19 protein-coding genes, 1 pseudogene and 1 riboswitch are annotated in these 25,595 nt (G+C 72.1%); of the genes and pseudogenes, 7 read left to right on the forward strand and 13 right to left on the reverse strand.

The features are described from left to right. The first annotated feature begins 8 nt into the window (after positions 1-8). Positions 9-95, forward strand: a riboswitch (ZMP/ZTP riboswitch). A 23-nt stretch (positions 96-118) separates the two neighbouring features. Then, on the forward strand, positions 119-1,381 hold the full coding sequence (locus ACFPIJ_RS03215) for a serine hydroxymethyltransferase (RefSeq protein ID WP_380113032.1): 1,263 nt from the start codon (positions 119-121) through the stop codon (positions 1,379-1,381). A 670-nt stretch (positions 1,382-2,051) separates the two neighbouring features. Here ACFPIJ_RS03215 and ACFPIJ_RS03220 read toward each other — a convergent pair. Next, the gene (locus tag ACFPIJ_RS03220; RefSeq protein WP_380113033.1) at positions 2,052-6,059 is read right to left on the reverse strand and encodes a hypothetical protein; all 4,008 of its coding nucleotides are present in this window, start codon (positions 6,057-6,059) and stop codon (positions 2,052-2,054) included. Positions 6,060-6,250: 191 nt separating this feature from the next. Between ACFPIJ_RS03220 and ACFPIJ_RS03225 the strand changes: the two genes are divergently transcribed. After that, complete coding sequence (locus tag ACFPIJ_RS03225) at positions 6,251-6,628, forward strand: PH domain-containing protein (protein ID WP_380113034.1); 378 nt, start codon at positions 6,251-6,253, stop codon at positions 6,626-6,628. Positions 6,629-6,683: 55 nt separating this feature from the next. On the opposite strand, the gene ACFPIJ_RS03230 is transcribed toward ACFPIJ_RS03225, so the two are convergent. Further along, positions 6,684-7,568 (reverse strand): 2-hydroxyacid dehydrogenase, encoded by an 885-nt coding sequence (locus tag ACFPIJ_RS03230; protein ID WP_380113035.1) that lies wholly within the window; start codon positions 7,566-7,568, stop codon positions 6,684-6,686. A gap of 13 nt (positions 7,569-7,581) precedes the next feature. Beyond that, positions 7,582-7,731 carry a sigma factor gene (locus ACFPIJ_RS03235; RefSeq protein ID WP_380113036.1) on the reverse strand — a complete coding sequence of 50 codons (150 nt, stop codon included), beginning with the start codon at positions 7,729-7,731 and terminating at the stop codon, positions 7,582-7,584. A gap of 106 nt (positions 7,732-7,837) precedes the next feature. Between ACFPIJ_RS03235 and ACFPIJ_RS03240 the strand changes: the two genes are divergently transcribed. Further along, a complete protein-coding gene (locus tag ACFPIJ_RS03240) occupies positions 7,838-9,028 on the forward strand; it encodes a PQQ-dependent sugar dehydrogenase (protein ID WP_380113037.1) in 1,191 nt (396 codons plus the stop codon). 62 nt (positions 9,029-9,090) lie between these two features. Next, complete coding sequence (locus ACFPIJ_RS03245; RefSeq protein ID WP_380113078.1) at positions 9,091-10,680, forward strand: metallophosphoesterase family protein; 1,590 nt, start codon at positions 9,091-9,093, stop codon at positions 10,678-10,680. Here the strand turns inward: ACFPIJ_RS03245 and gatB are convergent. Next, the gene (gatB, locus tag ACFPIJ_RS03250) at positions 10,661-12,154 is read right to left on the reverse strand and encodes an Asp-tRNA(Asn)/Glu-tRNA(Gln) amidotransferase subunit GatB (protein ID WP_380113038.1); all 1,494 of its coding nucleotides are present in this window, start codon (positions 12,152-12,154) and stop codon (positions 10,661-10,663) included. The two genes, ACFPIJ_RS03245 and gatB, sit on opposite strands and share 20 nt — an antisense overlap. Positions 12,155-12,231: 77 nt before the next feature. On the opposite strand from gatB, the gene ACFPIJ_RS03255 reads away from it, so the two are divergent. Next, positions 12,232-12,408, forward strand: coding sequence for a DUF4236 domain-containing protein (locus ACFPIJ_RS03255; RefSeq protein ID WP_327005912.1), 177 nt, complete (start codon positions 12,232-12,234; stop codon positions 12,406-12,408). A 43-nt stretch (positions 12,409-12,451) separates the two neighbouring features. On the opposite strand, the gene gatA is transcribed toward ACFPIJ_RS03255, so the two are convergent. The 9 genes from gatA to ACFPIJ_RS03300 form a co-directional block, all read right to left on the reverse strand. Further along, positions 12,452-13,927, reverse strand: coding sequence for an Asp-tRNA(Asn)/Glu-tRNA(Gln) amidotransferase subunit GatA (gatA, locus tag ACFPIJ_RS03260; protein ID WP_380113039.1), 1,476 nt, complete (start codon positions 13,925-13,927; stop codon positions 12,452-12,454). Between the two features lie 3 nt (positions 13,928-13,930). Beyond that, complete coding sequence (gatC, locus tag ACFPIJ_RS03265; RefSeq protein WP_380113040.1) at positions 13,931-14,230, reverse strand: Asp-tRNA(Asn)/Glu-tRNA(Gln) amidotransferase subunit GatC; 300 nt, start codon at positions 14,228-14,230, stop codon at positions 13,931-13,933. Between the two features lie 92 nt (positions 14,231-14,322). Further along, positions 14,323-16,347: a putative bifunctional diguanylate cyclase/phosphodiesterase gene (locus ACFPIJ_RS03270; protein WP_380113041.1), complete on the reverse strand. Its 2,025-nt coding sequence runs from the start codon at positions 16,345-16,347 to the stop codon at positions 14,323-14,325. 1,086 nt (positions 16,348-17,433) lie between these two features. Then, on the reverse strand, positions 17,434-19,563 hold the full coding sequence (ligA, locus tag ACFPIJ_RS03275) for an NAD-dependent DNA ligase LigA (RefSeq protein WP_380113042.1): 2,130 nt from the start codon (positions 19,561-19,563) through the stop codon (positions 17,434-17,436). A 36-nt stretch (positions 19,564-19,599) separates the two neighbouring features. Continuing rightward, positions 19,600-20,550 (reverse strand): uroporphyrinogen decarboxylase/cobalamine-independent methonine synthase family protein, encoded by a 951-nt coding sequence (locus ACFPIJ_RS03280; RefSeq protein ID WP_380113043.1) that lies wholly within the window; start codon positions 20,548-20,550, stop codon positions 19,600-19,602. Beyond that, a complete protein-coding gene (gene mnmA / locus ACFPIJ_RS03285) occupies positions 20,547-21,617 on the reverse strand; it encodes a tRNA 2-thiouridine(34) synthase MnmA (RefSeq protein WP_380113044.1) in 1,071 nt (356 codons plus the stop codon). Before mnmA ends, ACFPIJ_RS03280 begins: the two co-directional genes overlap by 4 nt. Before the next feature lie 20 nt (positions 21,618-21,637). Further along, positions 21,638-22,804: a cysteine desulfurase family protein gene (locus tag ACFPIJ_RS03290; protein WP_380113045.1), complete on the reverse strand. Its 1,167-nt coding sequence runs from the start codon at positions 22,802-22,804 to the stop codon at positions 21,638-21,640. Between the two features lie 29 nt (positions 22,805-22,833). Beyond that, positions 22,834-23,505 (reverse strand): class F sortase, encoded by a 672-nt coding sequence (locus ACFPIJ_RS03295; protein WP_380113046.1) that lies wholly within the window; start codon positions 23,503-23,505, stop codon positions 22,834-22,836. Further along, positions 23,505-24,323 carry a DUF4397 domain-containing protein gene (locus ACFPIJ_RS03300; RefSeq protein WP_380113047.1) on the reverse strand — a complete coding sequence of 273 codons (819 nt, stop codon included), beginning with the start codon at positions 24,321-24,323 and terminating at the stop codon, positions 23,505-23,507. The genes ACFPIJ_RS03295 and ACFPIJ_RS03300 overlap by 1 nt, the downstream gene beginning before the upstream one ends. Positions 24,324-24,495: 172 nt before the next feature. Here ACFPIJ_RS03300 and ACFPIJ_RS03305 point away from each other — a divergent pair, with 172 nt between their 5' ends. Then, entirely contained in the window at positions 24,496-25,116 is a 621-nt protein-coding gene (locus ACFPIJ_RS03305; RefSeq protein WP_203846351.1) for an RNA polymerase sigma factor, read from the forward strand. Further along, positions 25,070-25,595, forward strand: a pseudogene (locus ACFPIJ_RS03310) (hypothetical protein); the annotation flags it as partial. The gene ACFPIJ_RS03305 and the pseudogene ACFPIJ_RS03310, both read left to right, overlap by 47 nt.

Consider the following 25,595-nt stretch of genomic DNA (forward strand, 5'->3'; position numbering starts at 1 on the left):
AGCATCGCTGTTGAACCCGCGACTGGCGCATCAAGGTGGAACCGACCACCGGGGAGCTTCCTGCATCGCTGGCACCGCGCGCCTGGGTGCCGCGGTCGGCTTTGCCTTGGGAGCACCCATGCATGTGCCTGCCCTGCCCTCCATCACCTCGTCCGACCCGGACCTCGCGGACCTCATCCAGCGCGAGGCCTCCCGCCAGCACGACACGCTGCGGATGATCGCCTCGGAGAACTACGTCTCCCAGGCCGTCCTCGAGGCCACCGGCACCGTCCTCACCAACAAGTACTCCGAGGGCTACCCGGGCAAGCGTTACTACGAGGGCCAGCGCTTCATCGACCCGATCGAGGAGCTGGCGATCGCCCGCGCCAAGTCGGTCTTCGGCGTCGAGCACGCCAACGTGCAGCCGTACTCCGGCTCCCCCGCGAACCTCGCCGTCTACATGGCCCTGGCCGCCCCCGGCGACACCGTCATGGGCATGGCCCTCCCCATGGGCGGCCACCTCACCCACGGCTGGCCCGTGTCGGCCACCGGCGCCTGGTTCCGGCCCGTGCAGTACACCGTCGGCAGGTCCGACGGCCTCGTCGACTTCGACGAGGTCCGCGACATCGCCCTCCGCGAGCGCCCGAAGCTCATCTTCTGCGGCGGCACGGCCCTGCCCCGCACCATCGACTTCCCGCGCTTCGCCGAGATCGCCCGCGAGGTGGACGCGGTGCTCGTGGCGGACATCGCGCACATCGCCGGCCTCGTCGCGGGCGGTGCGCACCCCTCCCCGGTCGGCCACGCCCCGGTCATCACGACCACCACCCACAAGACGCTCCGCGGCCCGCGCGGCGCGATGCTGCTCTGCTCCTCTGACTTCTCGAAGGCCATCGACAAGGCCGTGTTCCCCGGCCTGCAGGGCGGCCCGCACAACCACACCACCGCGGGCATCGCCGTCGCGCTGCGGGAGGCCGCACAGCCGTCCTTCAGCGTCTACGCCCACCAGATCGTGGCCAACGCCCGCGCGCTGGCGTCCTCGTTGCTGGAGCGCGGCTTCGACCTGGTCTCCGGCGGCACCGACAACCACCTCATCCTGCTCGACCTCACCGGCAAGAACATCGGCGGCAAGCCCGCCGCCCGCGCCCTCGACCGCGCCGGCATCGAGACGAACTACAACACCGTCCCGTATGACACCCGCAAGCCCTTCGACCCGTCCGGCGTGCGCATCGGCACCCCCGCCCTCACCACCCGCGGCCTCACCGAGGCGCAGATGCCCCAGGTCGCCGACTGGATCTCCCGTGCCGTCGACGCCGCCGTGAAGGACGACGACCAGGCCCTGGACACGATCGCCGCCGAGGTCCGCGAGCTGCTGTCCGCGTACCCCATGCCCGGCTGGCACTGACCCCTCCTGCTCGAAGGACGGATCCGGCCGCGAACCTGACCAGATCCGTCCTTCGAGCACCAGCGAGCCGCCGCGCGGGGCGCCGGGTGTGTGGACGCCGGCCCCGCGACGCGCACCAGCACCGCGTGGTGGTGATCGCAGTCGTGCACGGGTTGTGCGGACAGCCGGCTAGCGACTTCGATCACCGGGGAGATCCGCTCCCGGCGCAGAAGCAAGCAGGCGACGAAGCTGATCCAGACCTCGGCGGTGCCGGATCGGGCGCCGGGCCCGCGGGGTTGTTGCTGGATTCCCACGGACCCGAAGGATCCCGGGCACCTGGAGAGGCGACTCGGCACGTCGCCCTGACGACGCAGCGCGACCACCCGAGGCGCGCCAGCGCACCCGATCCCGCCGACCCCGCCACTGGCACGCACCAACCACCGACCCGACCCAGTTCGATCCTGCCGCCACGATCAACGGACGAAACTGGCCATCCACACGACCAGAACCGTCCTTCGATCACCAGCAGGCCGGACACGACCGGCAGAAGAAGCTCGCGAAAAGCACGAAACCGGGCAACAGTCGACAGGCGACTTCTGCACGTTGGCGCCGCCGAACGGGAGCCCGGAGGACCGGGCGTGTCGGTCCGGTCCTTCCTGCGGTGTCCGGGCGGACGGGTTGGCGCCGGGTGCTACTTGCGGCGCAGGAAGCGGCGGGAGCGCTGGTCCGGGTTCTTGGGCTCCTCGTCGAGGTTGAGCTCCAGCGGCGCCACGTCGTCGTCGAACATCATGTCGCGGGCCCGTTGCCGCTGCCCGGGCACTGCGGAGCCGGCCCGCTCCTGCTCGCCGCCACCGCCGCCACCACCGCCCGCCGGAGTGCGGGACGAGATGCGGGACCGGCTGTCCGAGGTGAACTCGCCGCTCGGGTCGCTCTCGTATCCGGACGTGGGGTCGGTCGCCCACGTGGGGCGGCCGGACGTGCCGGCACGTTCGGATGCGCCCGGCCGGGCGGAGGTGTCCGATCGCTCCGAAGGCTCTGACCGACGCCCGCTGTCCCGGCCCGGTCCCGTGGCCACCTCGGAGGCCCAGTCGTCGACGTCTGCCGCGGCGGGGCGGCCGGGCGGGGACGGTGCTGCCTCGGCCGGCTCGCCCTTCCGTCCCTTGCCCGCCTTGGACCGCCCCCACCGGGAACGCTTGCCGCCCGCCGGCTCCTCCGCCGGCGCCTCGTCAACCGTGGCGCGAGCGCTCTGCGCCGCCTCGGCGTCCCACCATGCGGGGCCGTCATCGGCGGGCGCCGCACCCCAGGCCGCCGGTCGCGCCTCGGATTCAGCTCCACGCCGCCCGTCGGCCCGCCCAGCCTCCGCCCCGTCCAGCCGTGACGTGTCCGACCCCGTCCGATCCGACCACGAAGACCCCGCACGCGACTGACCCGCGTCGAACTGGTCCTCGCGGGACCGGTCCTCGTGGGACCGGTCCTCGTGGGACCGGTCCTCGTGGGACCGGTCCTCGCGGGACCGATCCGACCACGACGGCTCAGCGCGGGGCAGGTCCGTGCGGGACTGGCTCAGGCGCGGGGTGGCGGACCACGACCGCACCGCAGGCGGCGGGTCCACCGGCAACGACTCCGACCGGGACCGATCCGACCACGAAGACTCCGCGCCGGGCTGATCGAGGCGGGACGGATCCACGAGCGGGGTGGCCGACCACGAGGACACCGGAGGCGGCGCTTCGGTTGGCGACGGCTCCGCCTGGGGGCCACCCGACCGGGAACGGTCCGACCACGAGGACTCGGTGCGGGGCTGGTCAGCGTCGGCCTGGGCCGGCCACGAGGAATCGGCACGGGATTGCGCCGACCATGAGGAGACCGTGGACGGCGCTTCGGCCGGCGACGGCGCTGACCGGGTCTGCTCCGATCGTGCGGGACTTGACCACGAGGACGTCGGCGAGGGCTCGTCGGCCGGTGACGGATCCGACCACGGCGCGCCGGACCACGACCGGTCCGACCGCGGCGACCACGAGGACGTCGACGGCGGCGGGTCGGTGCGCGACGGATCGGCTGCCGGCGGGTCCCATGAGGTCGCCGGGTGGGCCGGCGGCTCCGGCTCGAACCTCGACCGGCTCGCAGCGGGCTCCGCATCCGCTCCCAACGGGGAGCCGGTCGCGGGGCCGCCGAAGCTGGGCTCGGCCGACACCGGCCAGGCGGCCGACGGGCCGTTGAGGGACGACGCCGTGGAAGAGCCGGACCAGGACCCGGAGGAGGTAGCGGCGTCGAGGCGGGGACCGCCTGAGGTCGGGCTGCCCGAGGTGGGGATCGAGGACGTCGGGACGCCGGACGTGGGCGCGCCGGAGACCGGGGTGTCCGCGGAGGGCTGGCCGGAAGGTCCGAGCTGCTGGCGATCGCGGCGGCGGAGGTTGCGGGCGGTCGGGTCGGCCTCCCAGGAGCGGCGCAGCTCGAGGGGTTCGGCCACGAGCTCGGGCTTGTCGCCGTCGAACAGGCTGCCGGTCCAGGCGGGGCGCTCAGCCGGGCGGCGCGCGGGGCGCTCCCCCGCGCCGGTGCCGAAGCGCCCTGGGTCGGCCGGCGCCCGGCCGGCCCTGTCGCGATCCGGGGCGGCGTCCCGATCGGACGGCGCGCCGTCCGATCCTGATGCCCCGGCGCGGGCCGGTGAACTGCCCGCCCCGAAGGACGGCTCGCGGTCCGACGACCTGCTGCCCGGGTCCGACGTCCAACCCGAGGTGGAGCGGCCGGGGGCGGAGCCGGGCAAGCGGTCGGACGAAGCCGGCGGATCACTGGGGGCCGGGTTGAAGGCCTCCGGGCCGTCCAGGGCGAACCGGAACTGGTCCGGGTCGCTGGCGAGACGGTCGAACTCCGACATAAGGGACGCGAACCGGTCCGGCGGCGACTCCGGCGCGGGGCCCGAATCCGACAAGCCCGACGGCGAACCCGCGAACGAGGACGAAGACGAGGAAGGGGACGGCCACGCAGGCGGCGGGGACACCGGCGGGTGACCGCCGGACGGAGCCGCGAACGGCTCGGCACGCCAGTCCGTGGCGGGGCCGTCGTCGGGGTCGGCGCGGCGCCGGCCGACCCGGGAGGACTCCTCGTCGCGGCCCGACGACCACGGGCGCCGTGAACCGGCCTCGGAGCGGTCGTCGGAGCGGTCGTCGGAGCGGTCGTCGGAGCGGTCGTCGTCCCAGGCGTCCGGAGCGGAGCCGGTGGCGGATTGGCTGCCGAAGTCCTCCAGCGTCAGCCGGTCGTCCCGGGAGGAGGGGCGGTCGGTGGTTGCGGTGGGGTCGGGGTCCGAGTCGGCGGCCCAGGCCGCCAGCTTGTTGGCCGACTCGCTGTCCCAGGAGCCGACCAGCTCACGGGTGGCCCGGGACTCCCACGAGTCGTTGGCGGGCTCGACCGGGTCAGGGGTGCGCCGGTTGCGCCCGAACCGGTCGCGGACCGAACCGTCGTCGTCGAAGTCACCGCGGCCCGCGGAGAGGTCGTCGTCCCAGCGTCCCTCGGAGCGGTCGCCGTAGCGGTCTTCGGAACGGTCCACTGAGCGGTCCTCCAGGGGGCGGCCCTCGGCGCGGGACGCGTCGGTGCCGCCGGTGGAGCGGGCGAAGCGGCCGCGGGTGAGGCGGTCGCGGAGCGAGCCGGGCTCGGCACCGGCGGGGCCGTCGGTGCCGGCCGCCGCCGCGAAGGCCGCGTCGGCGGCGGTCGGGGAGGCGCCGATGGTGGGGAACGCACCAGTGCGGGCGAAGGAGCGGGCCAGGGGCGACGGCTCGGGCAGCTTGTTGCCCGAGGCGATCACGAGCAGGCGCTCCATGACGGAGAGCTCGACCCGGTAGGGCTCGGCGGCGAGCCAGCGGCCCGCGGCCTCGACCATCTCGTGCGCGTGCACGAGGTGGAGGTGCTCGCCGGGGGCGACGGAGATGACGAGGTCCTCGCTGACGTCGCCGCGGGAGGGGGCGACGACGAGATAGCCGCGGACCGAGCCGCCGACCTTGCCGAGCTGCTCGCGCCAGGTGTGCACCTCGGCGGCGAGGCCGTCGACGTCCTCGGAGCCGGGGACGAAGAGGCGGCCGCCACGCAGGACCTGACCGGAGACGTCCATGGAGAACTCGCCGTGCGGCCAGACGGTCGGCAGGAACAGGGCGACGCGTCGCCCGGCGACGACGAGATGGGTGCAGCCACCCTCGCCGAGGGCGAAGAAGCGGGCCGAGGGCAGCGCCTCGAGCTCCTTGAGCCGGGGCAGGTGATCGTCGGGCTTGCCCCACCAGCGCCGGCCGCTGACGGCCTCCTCGATGGCGGCGCGGGACAGTCGGCGGGCGTCGAGCATCAGCGCGGACAGGAACGCGCCGATGAGCGGCACGTCGAAGCCGAGATTGACACCGATGAACTTGAGCAGGCCGGCGAAGTCCGTCCAGCCGTCGGGGAGCCAGGTGCGGGTGGCGGCACCCCAGACGACAGCGCCGGCGACGGTGGCGAGGATGGCGAAGATCGGGAAGCCACGCAGTGTGAGCACGAGCACACCGACGAGCGACAGGATCGCCGCGGCGCCCCAGAGGGGGCTGAGCTCCTTGACACCCCAGCCGGCGACGGCCAGGGCGAGCAGGGCGGCGGCGACGATGAGAGCTCCCGCGAGCACGCCGGTCGGGCGCACGCCGACCCGTCGGCTGCTCTTGATGCCGGAGTTCCACGAGTTGCCGGTCAAGTCCGGGCCTCCAAGCAGCCGCGATCACCGGCACGCCGACTTGTCGCGATCACGTCGAACACGGCACCGAGCGTAACCCCGGGCGCCGCGCCGAGCGAGAGGCGTCCGCCCCCATCGTGATCCCCCACCGCGTCAGTATGCCCCGACCCACCGACAAGAAGCAGTTCCACGAAAGGTGCGAGACTTGTCCGGTGACCACCCGTACCACGCGCCCCACCGTGAGGTTCCGGCGCAGCGCGTCGCTCGCCGTGGCGGCCGGCATCGCCACCATCGGCGCGATCCCGCTGCTGGCCGGCGGCCTCTGGTTCCTGCCTGTCCTCCTGGTGCCGATCGCGATCGCGGTGTGGGCGTGGCGGGCCGGCACCGACGTCGACGCGGCCGGTTTCACGGTGCGGGCCCTGCTCGGCAGCCGGCGCGTGCCGTGGGCCGCGGTCGACGGCCTGGTCAGCCAGGACGGCACGGTCCAGGCCCGCCTGGCCAACGGTCACTTCGTCAAGCTCGACGCGGTCCGACCGGCCGACGTCGAACGCATCACGGCGCTGACGGGCCCGGATCAGTCGAACGCATGACGGCGCTGACAGGCCCGGGATCAGTCGAACGCATGACGGCGCTGACGAGCCCGGATCAGTAGCCGTCGACCACCACGTTGATCAGCGGCTCCCCCGCCGCGAAGCGGCGCACCTGGGCACCAGCCAACTCATAGGCGCGGCGGAACAGCCCTCGTACCGAACCCGCGACATGCGGAGTGATCAGCACGTTCGGCAGATCCCATAGTGGATGGGACGCCGGCAGCGGCTCGGGCTCGGTGACATCTGTCGCATAGCCGATCCTGCCGGATGCCGTCTCGGCCAGCACCGCGTCGGTGTCCACGACGGGTCCCCGGGCGGCGTTCACCAGCAGCGCCCCGTCCGGCATCGCGGCCAGGAACTCCGCCGAGACGAGACCGGTCGTCGCCGGGGTGAGCGGCACCAGCACGACCACCACGTCCGCGGACGGCAGCAGCGACGGCAGCTCGTCCACGCCGTGCACGCCGTCGCGGGCCCGGCGGGCCACGGATGTGACGGACACCTCGAAGGGCGCGAGCCTGGCCTCGACCGCGGCGCCGATCGAGCCGGCACCGACGATCAGCACCCGCTTGCCGGCGAGCTCGTCGGTCTGCCGATACGCCCACTGCCGTCCCGTGCGCACGAAGTACGGGAAGTCCCGCAGGTAGGACAGGATCGCGGTGAGGACCCACTCCGACGTGGAGGAGTCGTGCACGCCGCGGGCGTCGCACAGCTGGACGCCGTCGCGCAGCCGGCCGGCCCACCGGTCGGCGCCGGCGCTCATGAGCTGCACGACCTTCAGGTGAGGCATCGCCCCGGCCAGCTCGACCACGTCCGGCGGGGCGAGGAACGGCGGCACCCAGAAGTCGACGTCGACGGGCGCGGTGTCCACGGAGACGGAGACATCAGCGGGCAGCGGTCCGAGCAGCGGCAGTCCGGCCTCGTGCGGGATGCAAACCTTCACCGGAGCACAGTAGCTATTCGTCGAACCACCCCGGGACCGCCGGCTCGTCGACCCGGTTCCAGTGCCGCATGACCCGCAGCAGGCTGCCCTGCGGCAGGTCCTCGGCGGCGTGCTGGCTGCCGGTCAGCAGGTACGCCGTGCGCAGGAGGTCGCCGTACCGCACCTCGACGAATTCCTGGAACTCCCCGCCCGCCGTGTGGCTCCTTCAAAGATGAATGTCCGTCACCCGGGCAGACGCCACCCCGCTCGCAAAGGTTGAAAGGAAGATGATGTCGGGCAACGCTAGTCTTGGCCGGGTGAACGCCCGGACGTACGCAAAGAGCCTGACGGCGGCCGCCGCGGCAATGCTGGCCCTCGCAGGCTGCTCGTTCGGCCCGCCGCCCCCGGACGAACTGGGCTCGCCGCCGAAGATGTCGCCGTATCCGAGCGCGTCGACCTCGGGCAGCGCGGAGGACGACGGCCAGACCCAGGTCGCCACCAGCGTGCTGGTCAAGGGCCTCACCGTGCCGTGGGGCATCGCGTTCCTGCCGGACGGCTCCGCGCTGGTCACCGAGCGCGACAGCAAGAAGATCCTGAAGGTCGGCAAGGAGTCCACCTCCGACGGCCGGGCGGTCACCACCGTGCAGACGATCAACGAGGTCGTGCCGGGCGGCGAGGGCGGCCTGATGGGCATCGCGGTGTCGCCGACATACGACACCGATCAGACGGTCTTCATCTACTACACCGCCAAGGACGACAACCGCGTCGCGAAGCTCACGCTCGGCTCGCCGCCGACCCCGATCCTGACCGGCATCCCGAAGTCGTCGATCCACAACGGCGGCCAGATCCACTTCGGTCCGGACGGCATGCTGTACGTGTCGACCGGCGACGCGGCCAAGCCGGAGAACGCGCCGGACCTCAACAGCCTCGGCGGCAAGATCCTGCGCGTCCAGCCCGACGGCAAGCCGGCCCCCGGTAACCCGTTCGGAACGGCGGTGTACAGCTACGGACATCGCAACGTGCAAGGGTTCGCCTGGGACAAGAACCAGCGGATGTACGCCGTGGAGTTCGGTTCGGGCGAATGGGACGAGATCAACGTGATCCAGGCGGGCAAGAACTACGGCTGGCCGACCTACGAGGGCAAGGGCGGCGACGCGAAGTTCGTCGACCCGATCCAGGTGTGGAAGACGTCCGAGGCGTCGTGCTCCGGCCTGGCGTACGTCGACGGGTTCCTCATCACGTCGTGTCTCAAGGGCGCCAGGCTGTACGTGATGCAGCTCACTGACCAGGGCGGCATCCTCGGGGCACCGAGCCCGCTGCTGAAGGACGCGCACGGCCGGCTGCGGGCAGCGGTGGCCGCGCCCGACAACAGCATCTGGGTCTCCACGTCCAACAAGGACGGCCGCGGGACACCGAAGCCCGAGGATGACAAACTGCTGCGGATCGTGATCAGCAACGTGGGCGGAGCCGGCAAGAGTTGAACTCGCCCTTCCGCCGGCGGGCCGCCGTGGCCGCGCGCCGGATGCAGCGCCGGGCGATCGTGATGGCCGCCGAGCGGCGGCACCATCCGTTCCGCCCGGCCCCCAGCGCGCGCTGGCGCCGCACCAGGCGCGTGCTGCGCGGCGTCCTGCTGGGTGTCGTCGCGATCATCGGCATGCTCATCGGTGTCCAGCTCGGCGGGCACACGACCCAGGACATCGGCCCGTTCCAGGCGCAGCTGTCGCTGACGCCGTCGCTGCACGGTGACACCTCGGTGGAGATCCCGCCGCTGGGCTCGCTCGAACTGGACAGCCACGACGGACCGGCCCACCTGCAGATCCGCCTCGAGTCCCTGGACGAGGCCCGGACCCGGGCCGTCGTCGCCGACAGCGGCAACCTGGAGCAGGTCAGCCACGACGCGGTCGACCAGCTCAACCTGGGCGTGCGCCGGCTGGCAATGCAGACCGCCGGCTCCGGCCTGCTCGGCGCGATGATCCTCGTCGGGCTGGCGTTCCGGGCCCGGCGCGAGACGGCGATCGCCGGCCTGGTGGTCGTCGCGGTGCTCGCCTCGGTCGGCGGCGCGACCGCGCTGACGTTCAAGCCCGCGGCGATCCAGGAGCCGACCTACCGCGGCCTGCTGGTCAACGCGCCCGCGATCATCGGCGACGCCCGCCGGATCACGGACCGCTACGAGGAGTACCGGGCACAGCTGCAGAAGATCGTGCTCAACGTTTCCAAGTTGTACGGCACGATCTCCGCGCTGCCCGTGTACGAGCCGAACACCAGCGCCACGAAGGTGCTGCACATCTCCGACATGCACCTGAACCCGGCGGCGTGGGGCGTGGTGCGGACCGTCGCGGACCAGTTCAGCGTCGACGTCGTCGTGGACACCGGCGACATCAACGACTGGGGCAGCGAGCCCGAGTCCTCCTACGTCGGGGAGATCAGCAAACTGCGGGTGCCGTACCTCTACGTCCGTGGCAACCACGACTCGGCGGTGACGGCCGCCGCCGTCGCGAAGCAGCCCAACGCGACCGTGCTCGACAACTCGATCACCACGGTCAAGGGGCTGACGTTCGCCGGGATCGGCGACCCGCGGTTCACCCCGGACAAGTCGACCGACGCCACCGACGCCGAGCAGCACGCCGCCGTCGTCGCGTCCGGCGAGCGGCTCGCCCAGAAGATCCTGTCCAGCCCGAAACCGGTCGACGTCGCCATGGTGCACGACCCCGTCGCCGCGCAGCCCTTGGCCGGGATCTGCCCCCTCGTGCTGGCCGGGCACCGGCACGCCCGCTCGATCACCCGGCTCGACCCGAACATCCCGATCGTGCTGCCGTCGGACGCCGCGTCGCCGATCGCCACGCAGCCGGAGCGCACGCTGCTGATGGTCGAGGGTTCGACGGGCGGCGCCGGGCTGCGCGGCCTGGAGAGCGCCAAGCCGCTGCCGCTCGCGCTGTCGATCCTGTACTTCGACGAGGACCGGCACCTCACCGCGTACGACGACATCCAGGTCGGCGGGACCGGCCTGACCGAGGTGTCGCTGCAGCGGCACATCGTGGCCCCGGACACGAAGGCGGCGCCGGCACCGTCGATCTCCGCGGTGCCGACGCCGTCGTCGTCGTTGAGCCCCTCGGTTACGACAAGCGGGCGATGACGAGCTCGCGGACCGTCTTCGCGTCGGCCTTGCCGCCGGTGGCCTTCATGACCGCGCCGACCAGCGCACCCGCCGCGGCGACCTTGCCGTCGCGCACCTTCGCCGCGATGTCGGGGTTGGCCGCGATCGCCTCGTCGACCGCCTTGGTCAGCGCGCCCTCGTCCGACACGACCTCCAGGCCGCGCGCGGTGACGACCTCGGCGGGCGTGCCCTCGCCGGCGATGACGCCCTCGAGCACGACCCGGGCCAGCTTGTCGTTGATCTTGCCGGCGTCCACGAGGCCCTGCAGCTCGGCGACCGCCTGCGGGCTGACGCCGAGCGCGTCGAGCTCGGTGTCCGTCTCGTTCGCGTGCCGGGCCAGCTCCCCCAGCCACCATTTGCGGGCGGCTGCGGCGTTGGTACCGGCGGCGACTGTCGCCTCGATCAACTCCCAGGCTCCGGCGTTCAGTACGGACTGCATGTCGAGGTCCGAGAAGCCCCACTCGGCCTGCTGGCGCTGCCGGCGGACCCGGGGCAGCTCGGGCAGGGCGGCCTTGAGCTCGGCGATCCACTCCGCCGCCGGGGCGAGCGGCACGAGGTCCGGCTCCGGGAAGTACCGGTAGTCGGTCGCGGTCTCCTTGCTGCGCCCCGACGTGGTGTCGCCGGTGGTCTCGTGGAAGTGCCGCGTCTCCTGGGTGATCGTGCCGCCGCTCTCCAGGACCCCGGACTGCCGGATGATCTCGGAGCGGACGGCCCGCTCGACGCTGCGCAGCGAGTTGACGTTCTTCGTCTCGGTCCGCGTGCCCCACTCCGCGCCGGGCCGGTTCAGGGACGTGTTGACGTCGCAGCGCATCGAGCCCTGCTCCATCCGCACATCCGACACCCCCAACGACCGGATGACGTCGCGCAGCTCCGTGACATAGGCCTTCGCGATCTGCGGGGCTCGGGCTCCGGTGCCCGGCACGGGCTTGGTCACGATCTCGACGAGCGGGATGCCGGCCCGGTTGTAGTCCACCAGGGACTCGGTGGCGCCGTGGATGCGGCCGGTGGAGCCGCCGACGTGCAGCGACTTGCCCGTGTCCTCCTCCAGGTGCACCCGCTCGATGCCGATGCGGACGAGCTCGCCGTCGACGTCGACGTCGAGGTACCCGTCGACGCACAGCGGCTCGTCGTACTGGCTGATCTGGAAGTTCTTCGGCATGTCCGGGTAGAAGTAGTTCTTGCGGGCGAAGCGGCCCCACGGCGCGATCGAGCAGTTGAGCGCGAGCCCGATCCGGATCGTCGCCTCGATCGCGGCGCGGTTGGCGACCGGCAGCGCGCCGGGCAGGCCGAGGCAGACCGGGCAGACCTGGGTGTTGGGCTCGGCGCCGAACTCGGTCGGGCAGCCGCAGAACATCTTGGTGTTGGTGCCGAGCTCGACGTGCGTCTCCAGGCCGATGACCGGCTCGAAGCGGGCCACCGCCTCGTCATACGACAGCTGGGTCACGGTGCTCATCTAACGCCTACTTTCAGCCTCTGGTGTATCCACGCCCGGCATTGGGTATCAACAGTTCACCTGGAGAGGAGAACGCCATGCCGGTGCAGTTTCGGAAGAGCAAGAAGTTCGGCCCGTTCATTTTCCACTTCACCCAGGAAGGGTTCTCTTCCTGGAGCTTCAAGCTGGGCCCCTGGTCGTGGAACTCGCGGAGCAAGAAGAACCGTGTCGACCTGCCCGGCCCGTTCTCGTGGCGGCAGGGCAGCCGCGGCTGACGCTTTCGAAGGGGCGGCCCGTTGAGGGCCGCCCCTTCGGCGTTCACAGCGCGGGCGGGGTCAACGGCGGCAGCGCCGACTCGAGGGCGGCGGCGACCCGGTACATCCGGTCGTCGGCCATCGTCGGTGCCATGATCTGCAGCCCCACCGGCAGCCCCTCGGACAGTCCGGCCGGCACCGAGATCGCGGGCCCGCCGTAGAGGTTCGACGGGATCGTGTACAGGTCCGCGAGATACATCTGGTACGGGTCCGACGTGCGCGACCCGAGCGGGAACGCCACGAACGGCGTGGTCGGCGCGACCAGGACGTCCGCCTTCTCGAAGGCCTGCGCGAAGTCGCGGCTGATCAGCGTCCGCACCTTCTGCGCCTGCCCGTAGTAGGCGTCGTAGTAGCCGGCGGACAGCGCGTAGGTGCCCAGGATGATCCGGCGCTTAACTTCCGCGCCGAACCCCTCCTCACGGGTGAGCTGCATGACCTCTTCGAGGCTGTGCTTGCCGTCGTCGCCGCTGCGCAGCCCGAACCGGACCCCGTCGAAGCGGGCCAGGTTGGACGAGCACTCGCTCGGCGCGATCAGGTAGTAGGCCGGCAGCGCGAACTTGAAGCTCGGGCACGACACCTCGACGACCTCGGCGCCCAGCTTGACCAGCGCGTCGACCGACTCGCGGTAGGCGGCGGCGACGCCCGGCTCGGCGCCGTCGCCGGCGAACTCCTTGACCAGACCGAGCCTGACCCCGCTGAGGTCACCGGTCGCGCCCAGCCGGGCCGCGGCGACGACGTCGGGCACCGGCTGCGGGATCGACGTCGAGTCCCGCGGGTCGTGGCCGCCGATGATCGCGTGCAGCAGCGCCGCGTCCTCGACGGTCCGCGCGCACGGTCCCGGGGTGTCCAGCGAGGACGAGAACGCCACGAGGCCGTAGCGCGACGTGCCGCCGTAGGTCGGCTTCGCGCCGACGGTGCCGGTGACCGCGGCCGGCTGGCGGATCGAGCCGCCGGTGTCGGTGCCGATGGCCAGCGGCGCCTCGTAGGCGGCGACGGCCGCGGCCGAGCCACCGCCCGAGCCGCCGGGGATGCGGGTGGTGTCCCACGGGTTGTACGTGGGGCCGTAGGCCGAGTACTCGGTGGACGATCCCATCGCGAACTCGTCCATGTTGGTCTTGCCGAGCATGACCAGCCCGGCCTCGCGCATCCGCGTCATGATCGTCGCGTCGTAGGGCGGCCGCCAGCCCTCCAGGATCTTCGACCCCGCGGTGGTCGGCACCCCCTTGGTGGTGATCACGTCCTTGACCGCGATCGGCACCCCGGCGAGCGGGCCTTTGGTTTCACCCTTGGCGCGGGCGTCATCGACGTCCTTGGCCGCCTTCAAGGCGCCGTCACGGTCGACGTGCAGGAACGCGTGGACCTTGCCCTCGACCGCGTCGATGCGGTCCAGGTGGGCGGTGGCGACCTCGACCGCGGAGAGCTCCTTCGCAGCGAGCTTGCGGGCGAGCTCGGCCGCGGTCAGCTTGGTGACGTCAGTCATGGCTCAGGCCTCCTCGTCCAGGATCCGCGGGACGCGGAAGCGGTTTTCCTCGGCGTCGGGTGCACCGGAGAGCGCCTCGTCGCGCGTCAGCCCCGGCACGACGACGTCGTCGCGGAACACGTTGGTCAGCGGAACGGAGTGCGACGTCGGCGGCACGTCAACCGCGGCGACCTCGCCCACCTGGGCAACGGCCTGCAGGATCACGTCGAGTTGCCCGGCGAAGGTGTCGAGCTCGTCATCGGTGACTGCAAGCCGCGCGAGGCGCGCGAGATGCGCCACCTCTTCGCGGGAAATGGTGGCCATGGGCGCAATGCTCCTTCAACAGTCGGCTCGACGCAGTCTATTTCGTCCCCGTCAGCCGCCGTGCACGGCGTCACTCGCTGTGCGCGGCGAGCTCAGTTGCTGTGCGCGACCGTTGAGCGGCGGTGCCGGGTCAGCCAGTCGAGGAGGCGCTCCGGCGGCATCGGCCGGGCGAAATACCAGCCCTGGGCCAGGTCACAACCCGCCTCGACCAGCATCCGCCAGGTGCGCTCGTCCTCGACGCCCTCGGCCACGATCCGCAGCCCGAGCGCCCGCGCCAGGTCGATCATGGACCGCACGATCGCGGCGTCGTCGGGGTCCGTGGCCACCCCCAGCACGAACGACCGGTCGATCTTCACCTCTTTGAGCGGCAGCCGGCGCAGGTGCAGCATCGAGGAGTACCCGGTGCCGAAGTCGTCCAGCGCGATCGCGATCCCGAGCCGATCCAACCGCGCGAGGGTGGCGAGCACTCGCCGCGGATCGGCCATCAGTGCGCTCTCCGTGATCTCCAGCTCCAGCCGGTCCGGCTCGATCCCCGTCTGCCGCAGCTTCGCCGCGATCCGGTCGGCGATCTCGCCCGTGTGCAGGTCCCGGACGCTCACGTTGACCGCGACCCGGACCCGCGCCGCCGCCGCACCGTTCGCTGCCGCTGTCCACGCCGCCAGCTGGTCGATCGCGTCGTCGATCACCCGGAACGTCAGCAGCCGCATCACCGAGCTGTGCTCGGCGACCTTGATGAGCTCCTCGGGGTCGACGAGGCCGCGCTCCGGGTGCTGCCACCGCAGCAGGGCCTCCAGCCCGACGACCTCACCGGTCGCCAGTTCCACCTGCGGCTGATAGTACAGCGCGATGCCCGTGTCGTCGGGACTCTCCAGCGCCCTGCGCAGGTCGGCCAGCAGGCTCAGCCGCTCCGGGGAGTTGTGGTCCGCCTCGGGCGCGTACACCGCGAGGTTGTCGCCGCGGCCCTTCGCGTCGTACATGGCGACGTCGGCGTGCTGCATCAGCTCCTCGAAGTCGGTGCCGTGCTCCGGGTACACCGCGACACCCACCGACCCGCCCACGTCGATCGGCAGCCCGTCCAGCAGCACCGGCTCCCGCAACACATCCATGATCCGCTCCGCGGGCGCCCTGGCCTCCTCGACGTCCCGCAGGTGCGGCACGACGATCGCGAACTCGTCGCCGCCGAGCCGCCCGACCTCCGCGTCGGCCCGGTCCGTGAGCCGCCGCGCCACCTCGACCAGCAGCCGGTCGCCGACCCGGTGCCCGAGCGAGTCGTTGACCTGCTTGAACCCGTCGAGGTCCAGCAGCAGCAGCGCCAGCCGCCGGGTGGCCTCCTGGTTCGCCGCCCGCTCGGCGTGCTCCTGCAGCCGGTTGGCGACGGCCAGCTCGAGCCCCTTCCGGTTGGCCAGGCCCGTCAACGGATCCCGGCGCGCCTCCAGCGCCCGCTCGGCGGAGAGCACGGTCATCCGGCGCACGGCGTACAACGTCACCAACGCCAACGGGATCAGCAGCACGTCGACCCGGGCCGCCGCGACCAGCCCCGGCGCCGACAGCAGCAGCGCGCCGGTGGCCAGCGCGTCCACCCTGACCGCCCGCGCGAACCGGGCCCGCCACCCCTTCCCGAACCGCAGCCACACCGCGGTCGAGACGAGCAGGTTGTTGACCACGAACCAGGCCACCGCCGCCACCAGAATCCAGCCGACGTGATGCGACCGCCTGACGATCAGGTCCGCCACCGCGAACGAGACGAGGTACTGCGCGGCGTTGAACCCGGCCCGCCATGCCGTGTGCCGCAGCCAACCAGCGGCGATCGCCACCGCCGCCAGTTGCACCAGCACCGCCGGCGCGAACCCGAACGCCAGCTGGATCGCGAACGTGAAGCACACCGACGGGAACGCAAGCAGCACGTCATCCCGGCCCACCTGCACGAACGGCCTGGTGTCGGCGATCACGGCGCATCCGGCGAGCACCCAGAACGCCGCAGGCAGGCTCTGCGGGAACCCACCGGGCAGGTGCACGGCCAGCAGCACCGCCCCGGCTGCGACCACCACCGCCACGTACGCGAAGAACCGACGAGCGTGCCGAGGCGGCGCGACGTTGCGCAGCGCGCTCTGCTCCATCCACTCCCCCGCTTCGGGTGCCGCCGACCACTCCGTCGTGACGCTCTGCGAGCCTGCACCCTGAACCGGCGCCGAAACCGGAAAGGATGCTGAATCGATGCACAAAACGCCCGCCATTCGTCCGACCGGGCGAATCTGATCTCCCCGCCCGCCATCTCCGTAGCGATTCCAGGACGTTCCGTCACACCACTTCAGTCACTTAGCGCAACCTTTCCTTTACGAAAGGCGTGCGCCCTCCTACCGCTCGCCACGACGGTCGCACCAGCGGATCTTCCTGATGATCGACCTGGCGGCGCTGGCGTTGGAACAGGTCAGACAAAGAGGATGAAACGCCGCTCCGGCGGACTCCGAACCGTGTGGCGGGGCCTCAAGATCTCGATCTGCTTCCGCTACGCCGCTCGGCCGGCAGCCCGGGAACGTCAACTCCGCAGGCCAGCCGTGCACCGCGCCACACCAGTGCGCGGCGGCTCGCTCGTGAACTGGCCACAGCCCGGCGCGTCGGACACCACGCGAGCGGACGCGACCGGGCGTGATCGAAGGACGGCTTTGGTCGTGCGGGCGACCAGACAGGTCCTTCGATCCGTGAAGGTCTTGTCAAGCGTGCGCTGGCGCGACAGGCCGAACGATCTCCGGGCATCTGGAGCCCGTTGCGAAATGGCCGGCTCACGTTCCGTGCTGAGAGAAACACGGCTGTGCGGGCCGATCGGCGGCCATCGAGGGTCGCGGCGACCGTCGACGATACGGTTTTCCGCCAAACGCAACAGGCTCCCTGCCCCCCTGAAATCATTCGGCTTGTCACGCCAGCGAACGCGACCCAAGGGCAACCGCGACTCCCCAGGCCCGCAACCCTCCACCAGGCCTGACAACCCCGCCGACCAGGAAGGAGCTCCGCGCACGGATCGTCGGTAGATCGCGCAGGAGCACAGACCACGCCCACCCAACGGCGAACAGCACCTCGAAGCAGGCAGCACCGCACAAGCCGGTCCGAAGCAAACGGCATCACCCATCGGAACCGGGCAAGCCACCCCGGCACAGACAACCCCCGCGACCCCCGAGACCCTGACGACCCCGCCAACCAGGAAACGGCTACGCGGGCAGCTCGGCGTCGGAGGCCGGGGCGGTCGGCTGGTCGGTCGGCTCGTCTGTGGGTTGGGCGACGGCACGGGCCGCGTCCGGTCCCTCGGTGAGCAGCACCTCGAAGGCGGCCTCGTCGAGGATCGGGACCTTCAGGGTGGCGGCCTTGTCGGCCTTGGAGCCCGGGGACTCGCCGACGACCACGAAGTGGGTCTTCTTCGACACGGAGCCGGAGACCTTGCCGCCGCGGGAGGTGACGGCCTCGGTGGCCTCGTCGCGGGAGAAGCGGTCGAGGGAGCCGGTGACCACGACGGTGATGCCGTCGAGGAGGCGGGGGCCGGAGGCGATCTGGTCCTCGACCATGCGGACGCCGGCGGCGGTCCAGCGCTCGACGATCTCGCGGTGCCAGTCGACGGTGAACCAGTCGTGGGCGGCGCGGGCGATGGTGGGGCCGACGCCCTCGACGGCGGCGAGCTCCTCGGGGGTGGCGGTGGAGATGGTGGCCATCGAGCCGATGGAGTTGGCCAGGGCCTGAGCAGCGGTCGGCCCGACGTGGCGGATGGAGAGGGCGACGATGACCCGCCAGAGGGGGCGCTCCTTGACCTCCTGGAGGTTGGCGAGCAGCTGGTGGGCGGTGCTGCTGAGCGAGCCGTCCTTGTTGACGAAGAAGGGGGCCTTGGCGAGCTTGTCGGCGTCGATGTCGAAGAGGTCGGCCTCGTTGACGATGACGGACTCGAGCAGGGCGGCGGCGGACTTCCAGCCGAGGGCCTCGATGTCCAGAGCGTTGCGGCTGGCGAGGGCGAACAGCCGCTCGCGGAGTTGGGCCGGGCAGGCGCGGGCATTGGGGCAGCGGATGTCCTTGTCGCTCTCCTTCTCCGGGGCGAGCAGCGTGCCGCAGGACGGGCAGTGCGTCGGCATGACGAAGGCGACCTCGGTGCCGTCGCGGCGGTCCGCGACCGGGCCGAGCACCTCGGGGATGACGTCGCCGGCGCGGCGGATGACGACGGTGTCGCCGATGAGGACGCCCTTGCGAACCACCTCGTGCGCGTTGTGGAGGGTGGCGTTCGCGACGCTGACGCCGCCGACGAAGACCGGCTCCATCACGGCGAACGGGGTGACGCGGCCGGTGCGGCCCACGTTGACCTCGATGCCGATGAGCTTGGTCATCGCCTCCTCGGGCGGGTATTTGAAGGCGATCGCCCAGCGGGGTGCCTTGCTGGTGGAGCCGAGGCGGCGCTGGATGGACATCTGGTCGACCTTGACGACCACGCCGTCGATCTCGTGCTCGATGGTGTGGCGGCGCTTGCCGTAGTCGGCGATGTAGGAGCGCACGCCGGCGATGTCGTCGAAGACCTTCCAGCGGGGCGAGGTCGGCAGCCCCCAGGCGTGCATCAGCTCATAGGCCTCGGACTGGCTCGCGGGGTTGAACCCCTCGCGGGCGCCGAAGCCGTGCACGAGCATGCGCATCGGTCGGGACGCGGTGACCCGCGGGTCCTTCTGGCGCAGGCTGCCGCTGGCCGCGTTGCGCGGGTTGGCGAACGGGCTTTCGCCGGCGGCGACCTGGGCGGCGTTGACCTCGGCGAAGCCCGCGAGGGTGAAGAACACCTCGCCGCGGACCTCGAGCAGGTCCGGCACGTCGGTGCCGGCGAGGCGGTTCGGGATGTCGGCGATGGTGCGCACGTTGAGCGTGACGTCCTCGCCGGTGCGGCCGTCGCCGCGGGTGGCCGCGCGCACCAGGTGGCCGTGCTCATAGGTGAGGTTGATGGCGAGACCGTCGATCTTCAGCTCGCACAGGTAGCGCGGCTGGCTGCCGGCGTCGCGCTCGGTGCGCTGGACCCAGGCGTCGAGCTCGGGCTCGTCGAGGGCGTTGTCGAGGCTCTGCATGCGCTCGGCGTGCTGGACGGCGGCGAAGTCGGTGGAGAACGTGCCGCCCACGCGCTGGCTCGGCGAGTCCGGGGTGACGAGGGCCGGGAACTCGGCCTCGATCGCCTCCAGCTCGCGCATCAGCCGGTCGTAGACCGAGTCGTCGACGGCGGGCGACTGCAGGATGTAATACCGATACTGATGCTCGTCCAGCTCGCGGGACAGCTCGGCGTGCCGCTCACGCGCTTCGAGGGTGGGCTCGGTCCCTGCGTCGTTCATGCCACGAACTTACCGCCCGGGTACGACAAAAAATCGCTACAGATGGTCCGTGAGCCGCCGCCCGGCATCGCGCACGGCACGCAGAACAGGGATCGGCGGCACCGAGATGCCGCACGGCGGCGTGACGACCACCTGGACCGGCAGCGAGCTGAGCGGGAACCCCAGCTTGCGCCACAGACCCCGCACGGCGTCCGCCGGAGCAGGCCCGGACACGCCGGCGAACAGGCCCGCACCCTCATCGAGGAACTCGCCCAAGGCGTCCAGGTCCGAAATGAGCGACAGATCCAGCGCCACCGCCGCGGCCCCGGCGGTGCGCAGCAGCGAAAGCGGCACGTCAGCGGCGCAGCAGTGCACCACCACCGGCACATCAGCCGCCGAGATCACCGACGCCAGCGAAGAGCGGGCCAACGAAGGATCCACGGAACGCAGGGTGGCGTACCCACTCTCCGACGGCACCCGCCCCGCCAGCACCGCGGGCAGCGACGGCTCGTCGATCTGGAGCAGGATCGTCGCCTGCGGCAGCCGCGCCCGCACCGACGCGACGTGCAATGCCACCCCATCGGCCAGCGAAGCGGCAAGATCGCGGGTTGCCCCCGGATCGCGCAGAACGGCCCCGCCGATCGGCAGCTGCAGCGACGCGGCGAGGGTCCACGGCCCCGGCACCTGGATCTTGAACAGGCCGCCGAACTCCGACGCCTGCGCCGTCATCGTGTCGAGGTCGCGCTCCAGGTAGTCGAGCGCGACCCGCAGGTCGTGGCCGGGGCGGGAGGCGACGCGCCAGCGGCCCGCATACAGCTCGACGGGCAGCTCGGTCAGCAGCGCGCCACCCCGGCCGATCATGTCGGCGCCGGGTCCGCGGGCCGGCAGCTCCGGCAGGTGCGGCAGGTCGGGCAGCTCGCCGAGCACGATCCGCTGCGCTTCGGCGATGTCGGTGCCGGGCATGGACCCGATCCCGGTGGCGGACCCCGCCGGCCAGGGAAATGTCATGAAGTTTCCGAAATTGTGGCTGAACCGAGCACGATGTCCCCGTCAGGTGAGGGCTGATAGCAGACCATGGCCTGCCCGGTGGCGACCCCGCGCGCCGGCGAGGCCAGCGAGGCAACGAGCGACGAGCCATCGAACGACACCGACGCCGGAAACACGGAGCCGTGGGCCCGCAGTTGGACGGAACACTCGACCGAAAAGTCCGAAAAATGCCAGATAGGCCGCGTCCCGACGACCGTGGACACCTCCAGCGCCGAGGAAGGCCCGACCGTCACCGTGTTCGTCGAAGGAGTGATCGACAGCACGTAGCGAGGGTTGCGGTCCGGCGCCGAGATCCGCAGGTCCAGGCCTCGTCGCTGGCCCACGGTGTAGGCATATGCCCCCGCATGCTGCCCGATGACCGCCCCCGTGGTCGCCTCGACGATGTCGCCGGGCTGGGAGCCCAGCCGGTCGGCCAGGAACTTGCGGGTGTCGCCGTCGGCGATGAAGCAGATGTCGTGACTGTCCGGCTTGTCCGCCACCGCCAGCCCGCGCTCCGCGGCCTCCGCGCGAACCAGGGCCTTGGTCGAGTCGCCCAGCGGGAACATCGCCCGGGACAGCTGCGCGGCGGTCAGGACCGCCAGGACGTAGGACTGGTCCTTGCCGTAGTCGACGCTGCGGCGCAGCAGCCCGTCGGCGCCGAGCCGGGCGTGGTGGCCGGTGACGACGGCGTCGAAGCCGAGGGCGACGGCGCGGTCCAGCACCGCCTCGAACTTGATCTTCTCGTTGCAGCGCAGGCACGGGTTCGGCGTGCGGCCGGCCGCGTACTCGGCGACGAAGTCGTCGACCACCGACTCGTGGAACTGCTCGGCCATGTCCCACACGTAGAACGGGATGCCGATCACGTCGGCGGCGCGCCGCGCGTCGCGGGCGTCCTCCAGGGTGCAGCAGCCCCGGGCGCCACTGCGATACGTCTGCGGGTTGCGGGCCAGGGCGAGGTGGACCCCGGTCACGTCATGACCGGCCTCGGCCGCCCGGGCGGCCGCGACCGCCGAGTCGACCCCTCCGGACATCGCCGCCAGCACTCTCACACCAGAAGCCTAGCCAAGCGTCAACGCGATTTGACCGCGCCCGCCCTCCGCGCCCGCTCCACGGCACCGGGCAGCGCCGCCACGAGCGCGTCGACATCGGAGACGGTCGACGTGTGCCCGAGCGTGAAGCGCAGCGACGAGCGCGCCTCGGCCTCACCGGCACCCATCGCGATCAGGACGTGCGAGGGCTGCGCCACCCCCGCCGAGCAGGCCGAACCGGTCGAGCAGGCGATGCCCTGGGCGTCGAGCAGGAGCAGCAGCGCGTCACCCTCGCAGCCGGGGAACGAGAAGTGCGCGTTGCCGGGCAGCCGGTCCGTGGGATCGCCGTTGAGGATCGCGCCGGGCACCGCGGCGCGGACCCGGGCGACCAGGTCGTCGCGCAGCAGGCCGATCCGCTCGGCGGTCTCGCGCTGGGTCTTGACCGACAGCTCGACCGCCACGGCGAGGGCCACGATGCCGGGCACGTCGAGGGTGCCGGACCGCACGTCGCGCTCCTGCCCGCCGCCGTGCAGCAGCGGGGTGCACTCGACCTCCCGGCCGAGCAGGAGGGCGCCGACGCCGATCGGGCCGCCGAGCTTGTGCCCGCTGACGGTGAGCGCGGCGGCGCCGCTGGCCGCGAAGTCGACCGGGATCTGCCCGACGGCCTGCACCGCGTCGGTGTGGAACGGCACCCCCGCCGAGGCCGCGAGCGCCGCCAGTTCGGACACCGGTTGCAGGGTGCCGACCTCGTTGTTGGCCCACATCACGGTGGCCACCGCCACATCGTCTCCGGACACGGCCTCCGCGAAGTCGGCGGCGGAGACCCGGCCCGAGGAGGAGACGGGCAGCCACGTCACCGCCGCGCCCTCGTGCCGCTCCAGCCAGGTGACCGCGTCGAGCACCGCGTGGTGCTCGACGGAGCTGGCCACGATCCGGTTGCGCCGCGGGTCGGCGGCCCGCCGGGCCCAGAAGATGCCCTTGGTGGCGAGGTTGTCGCTCTCGGTGCCACCGCCGGTGAAGATGACCTCGGACGGTCGGGCGGTGAGCGCGTCGGCGATCTGCTCGCGCGACTCCTCCACCCGGCGGCGGGCCTGGCGGCCGGGAGCGTGCAGCGACGAGGCGTTGCCGACTGCACGGGCCGCGGCGACGAAGGCGTCGAGCGCCTCCGGGAGCATCGGCGTGGTGGCGGCATGGTCGAGGTACGACATCGGGCCCAAGCCTAACGGCCGCCCACTCCTTACCGCGCTGCCGGTTGCGCGGTGATCACCACGTTGTCACGGTAGTGGCGGGTGCGTGCGTCGAATGGGCCACCGCACGTGATCAGCGTCAGCCGCACCGCGCCGTCCCGGGCGAAGTACCGCTCCAGCGGAACAGCGGTTTTGGCGAAGACCTCCCTGGCCACGACGGTGAACACCCGCAGCGAACCGTCACTGCCCGTCACATTCAGCACATCCCCGGGCGCCAATTCGCGCAGTCTGAAAAATGCCCCCTTGCCCTGCTCCGCACTGTCGACATGCCCGGCGATCACGATCGAGCCCGCGGTCGCCTCCAGTCCGGGGCCGAACCGGTACCAACCGACCTTGTCGATGCTCGGCGGGACCGCGAAGTCGCCCGTCGCGGCGTCGATGCCGACCGCGTCGACCCGTGCGGCCAGCTTCAGCCTGCCGATCTCCAGCCGCGCCGGCGCGATGGCGGTGGACCCGCTCGGCAACGCCCCGGCCTGCACCGGCACCCCGTCGCTCGCCGGTGCGGCAGGGCTCGCAAGCGCCGACGCGGCCGCACCACCGACGCTCGGCGCCGGCTCACCGGAGCACCCCGCAAGTGCAAGAAGCAGAAGGGCCGCCATCGGTACGGCCTGGGCCAGGCGCGCCCCGGTGCGGAGCGCGCCTTCCCCGGTCGGACGGTGCATCAGGCGCGGACCCTGCGCCGGAGGACCACGCCGGCCCCGCCGGCGGCGATCAGTGCGGCCGTCGCCAGGGCGTACCAACCCCACGGAGTGCGCTGCTCGAGCAGCCCTCCGGTGCCACTGGGCACGCCACCCGGCGTCGAGTGCAGTCCTTCGATCTTCTGTGCCACGACCCCCAGCGTCTTGCCCTCGGCCGAGCCGACCGCGTAGACGATGGTCGAGGTGCCCTCGGCGAGGGCCAGGCTTGCCGCGGGGATCGCCACGGTGGTGGTGCCGGCCAGGACGACGTCGGCGCTGACGGTGCCCGCGGCGATGTCGGCCTTCGCCTCGTTCGGGTTGGTGAGGTTCTTGAACACGGGCTGTCCGCCGGCCCGCACGTCGACCGCGGGCGCCGCCGCGGTGTGCCGGACGACCAGGCGGGCCTTGCCGGCGGCGACCTTGCTCACGTCGTTGACGAACGGGGTGAGGGTCGGTTTCCCGTCGGCCGTCAGGTGGGCGACCAGCGTGATGTTCGCGTCCGCCGGGACCGCGGCCTGGTCGACCTTGATGATCGGGCTGCTCACCGGGTCACCCGGCTTCACGATCACGATGTCGTACTTGCCGGCCGGCAGGTCCAGCGGTCCGGCGACGGTGGAGGGCTGGAAGTTGTTCAGCGTCTTGGCGCCGTTGACGTAGACGTCGACGGGCTGGCCGGGGATGCCGTGCACGACCGAGACCTTCGAGGGCCCGGCCGCGTGCGCGGGGGCCGTGGCCAGGGCACCGGCGCCGACCGTGGCGGCGGCCACGACGGCGAGCCCGGCGAGCGTCCTGCGAATGCGCATCTGGGGTGCTCCTTGTCTGGATGGAGTGACGGCCAGGGTTTCGCGGCCCGCCGGCGGGCCGGATGCGGCGAGTGGAAATGGCCACGAAGTGCATCCAGCGGACCCGTCCGCGCCGAACACGTATGCGGAAGTCCCCCCTTGAGATGCGATAGCTTCAGGACGTGCCTGTGCGATGGCGGCAACCACGGTGAGCTCGGCGAGCGTCGATGACACCACCGACGGCGACGACGGCTTCACGAGCCTGTTCCGGGCCGGTGACGAGCGTGCGCTGCGGCAGGCGTACGAGCGCTACGGGCCGGCCGTGTTCCACCTCGCCGCCCGGGGCCTGGCGAGCACGACCGACGCCGAGGACGTCACCCAGGCCACCTTCGTCGCGGCCTGGCTCGGCCGGGAGGGCTTCGACCCCGCCCGCGGGTCGATGCTCGGCTGGCTGCTCGGGATCGCCCGGCGCAAGGTCGTCGACCAGATCCGCGCCACGGCCCGCGACGACCGGATCGCCGACTCGGTGCGGCGGCTCGCCCCCGTGGGCGAGGTCGAGGCGCCACCGGACCGGGTGGTCGACCGGCTCGTCGTCGCCGACGAGATGGCCCAGCTGCCCGGCGAGCAGCGGCGGGTGCTGGAGCTGGCGTTCTACGACGACCTGACCCATCCGCAGATCGCGGCGGTGACGGGCCTGCCCCTCGGCACGGTGAAGAGTCACCTGCGGCGCGGGATGGCGAGACTACGCAGTCGATGGGAGGTGGACGGTGTCACATTTGGAGCCCGAGCGGCTGGTGCTTCTGGCGCTCGGTGAGGGGACCCTCGACCAGCACGAGACCGGCCACCTCGACACGTGCGGGCAGTGCCGCACCGAGATGGACGAGCTGCGCGGCGTGGCCGGCCTGGGCCGGCAGACGCAGCGGCTGCGCGAGCTGCCGCCGCCACCGGAGCACGTGTGGCAGCGGATCCGCGCGGAGCTGGCGGCCAGTGACCGCGCCACGCCCCCACCCGCGGTGACCCTGCACACCGACCCACCGTCGGCCACCCCGACCGGCCGGCCGGCGCGGGCCGGGGCGCCGTCCGACGCGCCGGGCCTCCCGACCGGCCGGCTCGGGACGCCGGTCGACGGGCCCGCCTGGCCGGCGTCGGCCGGCGCGGCCCCGGTCGATGCACCGGGAGTGCAGCACCCGACCAGCGGCCAGGACGGCCCGGACAGCTCGGCCAGCTCAGCCAGCTCGGCCAGCTCAGCCGGCCCGGGGCGCGGCGACGACGAGGCCGGGCGGCGGCGGGCCG

It is taken from the genome of Dactylosporangium cerinum (genome assembly GCF_042653625.1).
Taxonomy (GTDB): Bacteria; Actinomycetota; Actinomycetes; order Mycobacteriales; family Micromonosporaceae; genus Dactylosporangium; species Dactylosporangium cerinum.